The organism is Pseudomonas sp. ES3-33 (assembly GCF_000952175.1).
GTDB classification, from domain to species: Bacteria; Pseudomonadota; Gammaproteobacteria; order Pseudomonadales; family Pseudomonadaceae; genus Aquipseudomonas; species Aquipseudomonas gregormendelii.
This window is the reverse complement of the sequence record NZ_JZRI01000150.1, coordinates 65,457-76,213: the sequence shown is the minus strand read 5'-3', so window position 1 is coordinate 76,213 and position 10,757 is coordinate 65,457. Positions and strand designations below refer to the sequence as shown.

Here is a 10,757-nt window from a genome sequence, read left to right as displayed (position 1 = left end):
AGGTTGCCGGATTTCTCAAAATTTTAGAAATTATGGAAGGTTCCCAATACTCAACGTTTTTGAATGTTGGGATTTTTCTTTCATTCAAGATGTTCTTGATTTTTAACGAGCCGTTACCATTCTGGAAAAGTTCAAAGATGAGTTTGACCGTTTCGGCTTTTTCAGGATTGAGAACGTATCGACGACGTTTAATGTCTTTTCGTTTTTCTTCATCAAATACTTCGAAGGTTTGGGTATCAAGCCACGCTGGGGCTTGTGCAGTCATTGCTACGCCCTGACTGGCGGCAAGCTCTCTTTTTAAGGCCCAGTTTTCTAGACCTTTATCGCTTTTGTTTTTGCTTTCGACATTTGCACGGGTAGCATCAATTGATAAAGTGATGATTGTATAAACATCAATTTCTTCAAGGATTTTTTGTTCTTTATCACTGATGATTGCGAGTTTCAAACCTTTTGAAATTATCGCGTTAACCTTCATTAAAGCATCAATAGGGCCACGTCTTGTTAACCGGTCAATGTTTTCTAGTGCAAACACATCACCCGCCTGAAACTTACCTTTTTCAAGGTCTTCAAAGAATTTAGTAAGTTCTTTTTGTTGCGTATCATCGGAAAAGGCAGAATGGCCTATGTCTTCAAGAACGTGACTATTTTCTAGTGACAAGTCATTTTTTGCGGCAAAATCGGCTATTAGCTTTCGCTGACGTTCAAGCGAAAAGCCCCGCAATTGCTCACTTGTAGACATCCGAAGGTATGAAATTAACCGTGCCACAAGCCGCTCCCTATAAGGTCAAATCTTACGGGTATTATACGCCTGACTTGATCAACACGGCATTGCCCGGCCCGAGGGCGCTGAAGTTCAGGGAGTCACCGCCGCGGGCGTAATACATATAGATGTGGCCGCCATCCAGAAACAAAGCCTTACGCTTTTCTGTATAGCCGAGGGAGGCGTGGCTGCCTTTTTCTTCGAAATAATAGGCTTCGGTCTCGATGATCCTGGCGCTGAGCCACAATCCACCGACCCGGTGCCGGATAACTTTGCCCAGCAGATCCCGCGCCAGCGTCTGTGCGTCGCGGTCGAAAAAAGCGTCCGCAAGCCCGTGGGGCTTGAGGGCGGCGACGGATGGGACAGTCAGGTTAGTCATGATGAACAGCGTTTATCAGGGCTGATTGAGCCGTGATGATAACAATGTGCACCTTAATTACGGCTGAACGTCGGCAAATTGAAGTCCATTTCGACCATCCGCCCGTCACCGCTGTTAGTCACGGGTCGCGACAGCTATAATCTGCCGCTTTACTCTTTAACAAGACCAAGCAAAGACCACTCCAGACCATGACTGAGTCCGTTCTTGACTACATGACCCGCCTGGGTCGCGCTGCCCGCGAAGCTTCTCGCGTCATTGGCCGTGCCAGCACCGCGCAGAAAAACCGCGCCCTGCAGGCTGCTGCCACTGCGCTGGACGCGGCGCGCGTCGAGCTTGCCGCTGCCAATGAGCTGGATCTGGCGGCCGGTCGTGCCAATGGTCTGGAGCCTGCGCTGCTGGAGCGCCTGGCCCTGACGCCGGAGCGTATCGACGGGATGATCGTCGGTCTGCGCCAGGTCGCGGCCTTGCCCGACCCTGTAGGCGCCATTCGCGACATGAGCTTTCGGCCTTCCGGTATTCAGGTCGGCAAGATGCGTGTGCCCCTGGGGGTGATCGGGATCATCTACGAGTCGCGTCCCAATGTGACCATCGACGCCGCCAGCCTTTGCCTCAAGTCGGGTAATGCGACCATTTTGCGTGGCGGCTCCGAGGCGATTCACTCCAATCGCGCCATCGCTGCGTGCATCCAGCGCGGTCTGGCCGAGGCCGAGTTGCCTGCCGCCGTGGTGCAAGTGGTCGAAACCACTGACCGTGCCGCAGTCGGCGCCCTGATTACAATGCCCGAGTACGTCGATGTCATCGTGCCCCGTGGCGGCCGTGGCCTGATCGAGCGGGTCAGCCGCGATGCGCGAGTGCCCGTGATCAAGCATCTTGACGGTATTTGCCACGTTTACGTCAGCGCTCACGCCGACCTGGCGAAAGCCCGGCGCATCGCGTTCAACGCCAAGACCTACCGGTATGGCATCTGCGGTGCGATGGAAACCCTGCTGGTGGATGAAGCCGTTGCCGGGGATTTCCTGCCGTCGATGGCCGCCCAGTTCCGCGAGAAAGGCGTTGAACTGCGCGGCTGCGCCCGGACCCGGGCGATCATCGATGCGGCCGTGGCCACCGAAGACGACTGGAACACCGAATACCTGGCGCCGATCCTGTCGATCCGCGTAGTCGATGGGCTGGACCAGGCCATCGAACATATCAACCAGCACGGTTCCCATCACACCGACTCGATTGTCAGCGAAAGCCTCGCCGACACGCGACGTTTCGTCGCCGAAGTCGATTCGGCATCGGTGATGATCAACACCCCGACCTGCTTCGCCGACGGGTTTGAATATGGATTAGGTGCCGAGATCGGCATTTCTACTGATAAGCTGCACGCCCGCGGACCTGTGGGTCTGGAAGGCCTGACCTGCGAGAAATATATCGTGGTCGGCGATGGCCAGTTGCGCGGCCAGGCGTCGGTTTGACTTGGGCGACCTCGACCTGACAGCGCCGGTCACTCCCGACGAGCCTGCCCCGCGACGCATAGGCGTACTGGGCGGCACGTTCGATCCGGTGCACATCGGCCACTTGCGCGGTGGGCTGGAAGTCGCCGAATCCCTGGCACTGGACGAATTGCGCCTGACACCCAGCGCCCGACCGCCTCATCGCGGTACGCCGCAGGTGTCGGCGAAGGACCGGTTGGCAATGGTCGAATGCGCGGTGGCCGGTGTGGCACCGTTGGTGGTGGACGCTCGCGAATTGCAGCGGGACAAACCGTCCTACACTATCGACACCCTGGAGCTGATGCGCGCCGAACTGGCCGCTGAGGACCAGGTTTTTCTACTTTTGGGCTGGGACGCATTTTGCGGCCTGCCCACTTGGCATCGCTGGGAAGAGTTACTCCAGCATTGCCACATCCTGGTGCTGCAACGCCCGGATGCCGACAGCGAACCGCCGGATGCCTTGCGCAACCTGCTGGCAGCGCGTTCGGTGAGCGACCCGCTGGCCCTGAAAGGGCCGAGCGGACAGATTGCATTCGTCTGGCAGACGCCGCTCGCGGTATCCGCCACCCAGATCCGTCAACTGCTGGCCAGCGGTAAGTCGGTACGTTTCCTGGTGCCCGACGCGGTCCTGGCCTACATCGATGCGCACGGACTCTACCGTGCGTCGAACTGAAAAACGGCGAGCTTCAAGGCACGTGATCACGTGTAGCGAAGCGCCCGAACATACGAGCAAAACGAGTTTTATATGACTGACAAAGACGTAGCTAAAGTAAAGCGCAAAGGCACATTCAAGAGCGCCCCTCTGCCAGTAGAGGCGCCAACCGGGCCGGAGTTGCGCGGTGAAGAGCTGGTCAAGGTTGCCGTTGCAGCCCTGGAAGACGTGAAGGGCCAGGACATCCAGGTCATCGACGTTCGTGAAAAGCAGAGCATCACCGATTTCATGATCATCGCCACCGGTACTTCGAACCGCCAGATCGGCGCGATGCTGGACAAGGTCCGCGAAGCCGTCAAAGCCCTGGGCGTCAAGCCATTGGGTGAAGAAGGCAAGGGCGACAGCGACTGGGTATTGCTGGACATGGACGACGTCATCGTACACATGATGACTGCCTCGGCACGTCAGTTCTATGACCTGGAACGCCTGTGGGCCGGTGCCGAGCAAAGTCGTTCGGCCAGCGCTGCACACCACAGCCCAGAGAACACCCATGAGCACTTCACCAAGCTCAACAAAGACCAGCAATAATAAGGGACCGCTGTGCGACTGCGACTGATCGCCGTCGGTTCACGCATGCCCAAATGGGTGGAAGAAGGCTGGCATGAATATGCCAAGCGTCTTCCATCCGAGCTGGCGCTGGAACTGGTGGAAATACCGCTCAATACCCGTGGCAAGAACGCCGACGTGGCACGCTTCATCCGACAGGAAGGCGAAGCCATGCTGGCTAAAGTCGGCCCGAACGAGCGGATTGTCACTCTCGAAGTCCACGGCAAGCCCTGGAGTACAGAGCAGTTGGCGGTCGAACTCGATCGCTGGCGGCTGGACTCGCGCACGGTAAACTTCATGGTCGGCGGCCCCGAAGGGCTGGCGCCGGAAGTCTGTGCCCGGGCAGATCAGCGCTGGTCGCTCTCGCCGTTGACCCTGCCGCACCCCCTGGTGCGGATCCTGATCGGCGAACAGCTGTATCGTGCCTGGACAGTGCTGTCCGGCCACCCTTACCACAAGTAGCTTTGCCCTCATGCCCCAGCCGATCCGCATCAAGGACCACGAAAAAGACGCCCGTCTGGTGCGTGGCCGCGTCGTGTTCGGGGCAATTGCGGTGGTGACGCTGATTTGTGTGCTGATTGCGCGGCTGTATTTCCTGCAGGTGATTCAGTACGAGTATCACTCGACCCTGTCGGAAAACAACCGGGTGCATGTGCAGGCGATCCCTCCGACTCGCGGGTTGATCTTCGACCGCAATGGCGTCGTTGTCGCCGACAACCGGCCCAGTTTCAGTCTGAGCATGACCCGCGAGCGTTCCGGCGACTGGCAGCAGGTGCTCGATGTGATCGTCGAAGTCCTGGAGCTGACGCCGGACGATCGGGTGATATTCGAAAAGCGCATGAAACAGGGGCGCCGGCCGTTCGAGCCGGTGCCGATCCTGTTTGAACTCTCGGAAGAACAGATCGCCCGGATCGCGGTCAACCAGTTCCGCCTGCCCGGGGTGGAAGTGGTCGCGCAACTGGTGCGCCATTACCCGCAGGGCGCGCATTTCGCGCACTCGGTGGGTTACATGGGGCGGATCAACGAGAAAGAGCTCAAATCCCTCGATCCGGTCAATTACAGCGACACCCATCACATTGGCAAGACCGGTATCGAACGATTCTACGAACCCGAACTGCACGGCCAGGTGGGTTACGAAGAGGTCGAAACCAACGCGCGAGGCCGTGTACTGCGGGTGCTCAAGCGTACCGATCCGATTCCCGGCAAGGACATTGTCCTGAGCCTGGACATCAAATTGCAGGAAGCTGCCGAAGCGGCACTCGGCGGGCGGCGTGGCGCCGTGGTGGCATTGGACCCGGCCACCGGCGAAGTGCTGGCGATGGTCAGCCAGCCGAGTTTCGACCCTAACCTGTTCGTCACTGGCATCAGCTTCAAGGCCTATGCCGAGTTGCGCGATTCCATTGACCGGCCGCTGTTCAACCGCGTGTTGCGCGGCCTGTACCCGCCGGGCTCGACCATCAAGCCTGCCGTGGCCATTGCCGGCCTGGATTCAGGCGTGGTGACCGCATCGAGCCGGGTGTTCGATCCGGGTTACTACCAGCTGCCAAACTACGACCACAAGTACCGCAACTGGAACCGTTCCGGTGACGGCTTCGTCGATCTGGACACGGCAATCATGCGCTCCAACGACACCTATTTCTACGATCTGGCCCACAAGCTGGGGATCGATCGGCTGTCGGCCTATATGGGCAAGTTTGGCATCGGCCAGAAGGTCTCGCTGGACATGTTCGAAGAATCGCCGGGGCTGATGCCGTCCCGCGAGTGGAAGCGCGCCACCCGCCGTCAGGCGTGGTTCCCTGGCGAGACATTGATCCTGGGGATCGGCCAGGGGTACATGCAGTCGACACCGCTGCAACTGGCGCAAGCCACGGCCCTGGTGGCGAACAAGGGCGTCTGGAAGCGTCCACACCTGGCCAAGACGGTCGAAGGCGAGAGACCCAAGGACGAAAACCCGATGCCGGATATCATCCTGCGCGATCCGTCGGACTGGGCCAAGGTCAACCACGGCATGCAGCAGGTGATGCACGGTGCCAGGGGCACCGCGCGCAAGGCAGCCATCGGTGCGCAATACCGCATTGCCGGCAAAAGTGGTACGGCCCAGGTGGTCGCGATCAAGCAGGGCGAGAAGTACGACCGCTCCAAGGTTCAGGAGCGTCACCGCGACCACGCCCTGTTCGTCGGCTTCGCGCCGGCCGAGAACCCGAAAATCGTCGTGTCGGTAATGGTCGAGAACGGCGAGTCCGGTTCCGGCGTAGCGGCACCAGTGGTCCGTCAGATCATGGATGCCTGGCTCCTTGGCCAGGACGGTCGGCTGAAAGCCGAGTACGCCAGCCCTACCAGTGCGGAGGCTACGGCCCGTGAAGAGTAATTTCGATCGCATCCTCTCCAGTGAAGATGTGATGCGTCGCCGTGCGACGCTGCTGCAACGCATGCATATCGACGGTCCGTTGCTGATCCTGCTGTTGACCCTCGCGGCCGGCAGCCTGTTCGTGCTGTATTCGGCCAGCGGCAAGAGCTGGGATCTGCTGGCCAAGCAGGCCACCTCGTTCGGCATCGGCCTGGTGTCCATGGTCGTCATCGCCCAGTTCGAGCCGCGCTTCATGGCCCGTTGGGTGCCGGTGGGTTACGTGCTGGGCGTGCTGTTGCTGGTGGTGGTCGACGTCATGGGCCACAACGCCATGGGTGCCACGCGCTGGATCAACATTCCCGGGGTCATCCGCTTCCAGCCTTCGGAGTTCATGAAGATCCTGATGCCGGCGACCATCGCCTGGTACCTGTCCAGGCGCACCTTGCCGCCGCAGCTCAAGCACGTGGCGGTAAGCCTGTTCCTGATCGGTTTGCCGTTCATCCTGATCGTGCGCCAGCCCGACCTCGGCACTTCGCTGCTGATTCTGGCGGGGGGCGCCTTCGTGTTGTTCATGGGTGGCCTGCGCTGGCGCTGGATCCTCAGCGTGCTTGCGGCTGCGGTGCCGGTATCCGTCGCCATGTGGTACTTCGTGATGCACGAATACCAGAAACAGCGCGTCCTGACCTTCCTCGACCCTGAGAGCGATCCACTGGGCACCGGCTGGAACATCATTCAATCCAAAGCCGCCATTGGTTCCGGCGGGGTGTTCGGCAAGGGCTGGCTGCTGGGTACCCAGTCGCACCTGGACTTCCTGCCGGAAAGCCACACCGACTTCATTATTGCGGTGTTGGGCGAAGAGTTTGGCCTGGTGGGCATCTGTGCGCTGCTGCTGATCTACCTGTTGCTGATTGGCCGGGGCCTGGTCATTACTGCCCAGGCCCAGACATTGTTCGGAAAATTGCTCGCCGGTGCCCTGACCATGACGTTTTTTGTTTACGTTTTCGTCAACATCGGTATGGTCAGTGGCCTGTTGCCGGTTGTGGGGGTGCCGTTGCCGTTCATTAGCTACGGAGGAACTTCGCTGGTGACACTGCTGTCAGCGTTTGGGGTTTTGATGTCGATCCATACCCATCGTAAGTGGATCGCGCAAGTTTGAATAAGGTGAAGATTTCAATGCAAGAAATGCGTGGCTGGGCGACTCGATACGCGCCGTGGGTCGGCCTGGTAGGCATCCTTGGCACAGCGCAGCAAGCGCTGGCCGGCGATTACGAAGGCACTCCGCAGGTGGCCGAGTTCGTCGGTGAAATGACCCGCGACTACGGTTTCGCCGGTGAGCAGCTGATGGGCGTGTTCCGCGAAGCCGAGCGCAAGCAGTCGATTCTGGACGCGATCTCGAAACCTGCCGAGCGGGTCAAGCAGTGGAATGAGTATCGCCCGATGTTCATCTCCGACGCGCGCATTGCCCGCGGTGTGGACTTCTGGCGCCAGCACGAAGCCGTATTGGCGCGTGCCGAACAGGAATACGGGGTACCAGCCCAGGTGATTGTGTCGATTATCGGCGTTGAGACCTTTTTCGGCCGTAATACCGGTAATTTCCGGGTGATCGATGCCTTGTCCACCCTCGGTTTCGACTATCCTCCCCGTGCCGAATTTTTCCGCAAGGAATTACGCGAGTTTCTGCTGCTGGCCCGGGAAGAACAGGTCGATCCATTGACCCTCAAGGGCTCGTACGCCGGGGCCATGGGGCTGCCGCAGTTCATGCCGAGCAGTTTTCGCGCCTATGCAGTGGATTTCGACGGTGATGGTCACATTAATATCTGGACCAACCCGGACGACGCAATCGGCAGCGTCGCCAGTTATTTCAAGCGTCACGGCTGGGTGGCCGGAGAACCCGTTGTCAGTCGCGCCGATGCGCGTGGCGACCAGGTGGACGAGGGTTTGACCACGGGCATCGAGCCGACTAAAACCGTCGGGGAGTTGCGAGCGTTGGGGTGGTCGAGTCATGATGCGCTGCGCGATGATATGCCGGTCACGGCTTTCCGCCTGGAAGGTGACCAAGGTCCTGAATACTGGATGGGCCTGAAGAATTTTTACGCGATCACGCGTTATAACCGCAGCGTGATGTATGCCATGGCCGTACATCAACTGTCTGAACAGCTGGTCCAAGCACGGGGCGTCAAGTAATGCGGGCATTGCCTATGAATAAACCCCTGAAGCTGATGGCATTCGGTGCCTTGGCGGTGCTGGTCGCCAGTTGTTCGACCAGCCGTTCTCCTACGCAAAAACCTGCGACCACGGCTGTGCGCACCATGCCGGGCCTGGACATCAACCGCGCTCACAAAGACGGCGCGCCATGGTGGGATGTCGACGTATCGCGCATTCCGGATGCCACGCCGACCCTGCATACCGGTCCTTACAAAGCCAACCCCTACACCGTGCTGGGCAAGACCTACTTCCCGATTCAGGAATCGAAGAGCTACGTGGCATCGGGCACGGCGTCCTGGTATGGCACCAAGTTCCATGGCCAGAACACCGCCAACGGCGAAGTCTATGACTTGTACGGCATGAGTGCCGCCCACAAGACCTTGCCACTGCCAAGTTACGTTCGGGTGACCAACCTGGACAACAACAAATCAGTGGTGCTGCGAGTCAACGATCGTGGGCCGTTCTACTCCGACCGGATCATCGACCTGTCCTATGCGGCAGCCAAGAAGCTCGGTTATGCCGAAACCGGGACCGCGCGCGTCAAGGTCGAGGGTATCGACCCGCAACAATGGTGGGCCGCCAAGGGGCGTCCGGCGCCGTTGATGCTCAATGAACCGCAGATCGCCCAGAACAAGGCACCGGTCATCACGGCTTCGGCCGGTACGGTGGAGCAATGGACTCCGCCGCCACAGCAACACGCGGCGGCCGTAGTGCCCGTGCAGATCGATGCAAAAAAAAACGCTTCTGCACCAGCCTCTGGCCAGTATCTGCAGGTGGGCGCGTTCGCCAACCCGGACGCTGCAGAGCTCCTGAGATCGAAGCTGAGCGGAATGGTGAGTGCTCCGGTGTTCATCAGTTCGATAGTGCGCAATCAGCAAACCCTGCACCGGGTGCGCCTGGGGCCAATGGGCTCGCCGGGTGAAATCCAGCAGGTGCAGAACAGCGTGCGACTGGCCAATCTCGGTTCGCCGAGCCTGGTCACCGCCGAGTAATACGTAGTACTTGATTGAAGGCTCACTTGCGATTTGGGGTGAGCCTGGTTGTTGGCTCGATGAAGAATAAAAGCCCGGCAAGGGTTATGAGTGAACAACTGAACACGCGACAGCTCGTTAGAGTGCTGTCTGATTAGTTTTGCCTTTGGGCAGTTCCCATTAGCGATTTCGAGAGACGGATGAACATCACCACCTTTGCCAAACGCCTTTGCCTGCTAGTCCCGCTGCTCATCTCGCCTGCCGCTTTCGCGGTCGAGATGATGCCGTCGCCACCTCAACTGGCGGCTAAATCCTATGTACTCATGGACGCCAGCAGCGGCAACGTGCTGGTCGAGAACAACGGTGACCAGCGTCTGCCTCCGGCCAGCCTGACCAAGCTGATGACCGCGTACATCGCGACCCTGGAAATTCGTCGTGGCCAGATCGGCGAAAACGATCCGGTGACCGTCAGCGAAAACGCCTGGCGCACCGGCGGTTCGCGGATGTTCATCAAAGTCGGCTCCCAGGTAACGGTCAGTGACCTGCTGCACGGCATCATCATCCAGTCGGGTAACGACGCCAGTGTTGCGCTCTCCGAGCACATCGCCGGCAGCGAAGACGCCTTCGCCGACATGATGAACAAGACCGTGGCCGACCTTGGCATGACCAACAGCCACTTCATGAATCCGACTGGCCTGCCGAACCCGGAGCACTACTCGTCGGCTCACGACATGGCCGTGCTGGCTCGCGCAATCATCCACGAAGACCCTGCTCACTATGCGATCTACTCGCAGAAAGAGTTCTTCTGGAACGGCATCAAGCAACCTAACCGCAACCTGCTGCTGTGGCGCGACAAGACCGTGGACGGCCTGAAAACCGGTCACACCGACGAAGCCGGCTACTGCATGGTGTCTTCGGCTGTACGTGACGGCATGCGCCTGATCGCCGTGGTCTTCGGCACCAACAGCGAAGTGGCTCGCGCCTCTGAGACCCAGAAGCTGCTGACTTACGGTTTCCGCTTCTTCGAAACCCAGACCTTCTATCAGAAAGGCGCCGAGCTGGCCCAGGCTCCAGTCTGGAAAGGCACCACCAACCAGGTCAAGGCCGGCCTGGCTCAAGACCTGACCATGACCCTGCCAAAAGGTCAGCTGAAGAAGCTCGCCGCCAGCATGACCATGAACCCGCAACTGATTGCGCCAATCGCCAAAGGCGACGTGATCGGTAAAGTCGAAGTGAAACTGGACGACAAGGTTGTGCACAGCGCAGACCTGATCGCACTGGACGCGGTCGACGAGGGTGGTATCTTCCGTCGCATGTGGGATAGCATCCGTCTATTCTTCTACGGCTTGTTCAACTGAT

At 59.1% G+C, this 10,757-nt stretch carries 9 protein-coding genes and 2 pseudogenes; 9 read left to right on the top strand and 2 right to left on the bottom strand.

The genetic code is table 11. The features are described from left to right. A partial coding sequence (locus tag UB23_RS25940) for a recombinase family protein (protein WP_160298073.1) occupies positions 1 to 766 on the bottom strand: 766 nt, incomplete at its 3' end. A gap of 40 nt (positions 767 to 806) precedes the next feature. Further along, a pseudogene (locus UB23_RS25935) lies at positions 807 to 1,139 on the bottom strand (DNA-3-methyladenine glycosylase); the annotation flags it as partial. A 170-nt stretch (positions 1,140 to 1,309) separates the two neighbouring features. Here UB23_RS25935 and UB23_RS25930 point away from each other — a divergent pair. From UB23_RS25930 to UB23_RS25890, 9 genes and pseudogenes are all read left to right on the top strand, one after another. Continuing rightward, positions 1,310 to 2,599: pseudogene (locus UB23_RS25930) on the top strand (glutamate-5-semialdehyde dehydrogenase); the annotation flags it as partial. Position 2,600: 1 nt separating this feature from the next. Beyond that, entirely contained in the window at positions 2,601 to 3,290 is a 690-nt protein-coding gene (gene nadD / locus UB23_RS25925) for a nicotinate-nucleotide adenylyltransferase (RefSeq protein WP_177328597.1), read from the top strand. 72 nt (positions 3,291 to 3,362) lie between these two features. Further along, positions 3,363 to 3,857 (top strand): ribosome silencing factor, encoded by a 495-nt coding sequence (gene rsfS, locus UB23_RS25920; RefSeq protein ID WP_045062095.1) that lies wholly within the window; start codon positions 3,363 to 3,365, stop codon positions 3,855 to 3,857. Positions 3,858 to 3,869: 12 nt separating this feature from the next. Further along, positions 3,870 to 4,337, top strand: coding sequence for a 23S rRNA (pseudouridine(1915)-N(3))-methyltransferase RlmH (gene rlmH, locus UB23_RS25915; protein ID WP_003185785.1), 468 nt, complete (start codon positions 3,870 to 3,872; stop codon positions 4,335 to 4,337). Positions 4,338 to 4,347: 10 nt separating this feature from the next. Then, a complete protein-coding gene (mrdA, locus tag UB23_RS25910) occupies positions 4,348 to 6,243 on the top strand; it encodes a penicillin-binding protein 2 (protein WP_045062094.1) in 1,896 nt (631 codons plus the stop codon). Between the two features lie 31 nt (positions 6,244 to 6,274). Further along, positions 6,275 to 7,378, top strand: a complete 1,104-nt coding sequence (gene rodA / locus UB23_RS25905) for a rod shape-determining protein RodA (protein WP_045062105.1) — start codon at positions 6,275 to 6,277, stop codon at positions 7,376 to 7,378. A 17-nt stretch (positions 7,379 to 7,395) separates the two neighbouring features. Beyond that, the gene (gene mltB / locus UB23_RS25900; protein ID WP_045062093.1) at positions 7,396 to 8,406 is read left to right on the top strand and encodes a lytic murein transglycosylase B; all 1,011 of its coding nucleotides are present in this window, start codon (positions 7,396 to 7,398) and stop codon (positions 8,404 to 8,406) included. Continuing rightward, positions 8,406 to 9,419 carry a septal ring lytic transglycosylase RlpA family protein gene (locus UB23_RS25895; RefSeq protein ID WP_045062092.1) on the top strand — a complete coding sequence of 338 codons (1,014 nt, stop codon included), beginning with the start codon at positions 8,406 to 8,408 and terminating at the stop codon, positions 9,417 to 9,419. Before mltB ends, UB23_RS25895 begins: the two co-directional genes overlap by 1 nt. A 179-nt stretch (positions 9,420 to 9,598) precedes the next feature. Further along, positions 9,599 to 10,756 (top strand): D-alanyl-D-alanine carboxypeptidase family protein, encoded by a 1,158-nt coding sequence (locus tag UB23_RS25890; RefSeq protein ID WP_045062091.1) that lies wholly within the window; start codon positions 9,599 to 9,601, stop codon positions 10,754 to 10,756. Position 10,757 lies beyond the last annotated feature (1 nt).

Bases quoted from the DNA above. Each gene is read 5' to 3' on its own strand.
- rodA (WP_045062105.1), top strand. From the start codon at position 6,275: ATGCGTCGCCGTGCGACGCTGCTGCAACGCATGCATATCGACGGTCCG.
- mrdA (WP_045062094.1), top strand. From the start codon at position 4,348: ATGCCCCAGCCGATCCGCATCAAGGACCACGAAAAAGACGCCCGTCTG.
- UB23_RS25890 (WP_045062091.1), top strand. From the start codon at position 9,599: ATGAACATCACCACCTTTGCCAAACGCCTTTGCCTGCTAGTCCCGCTG.
- UB23_RS25895 (WP_045062092.1), top strand. From the start codon at position 8,406: ATGCGGGCATTGCCTATGAATAAACCCCTGAAGCTGATGGCATTCGGT.
- mltB (WP_045062093.1), top strand. From the start codon at position 7,396: ATGCAAGAAATGCGTGGCTGGGCGACTCGATACGCGCCGTGGGTCGGC.
- rsfS (WP_045062095.1), top strand. From the start codon at position 3,363: ATGACTGACAAAGACGTAGCTAAAGTAAAGCGCAAAGGCACATTCAAG.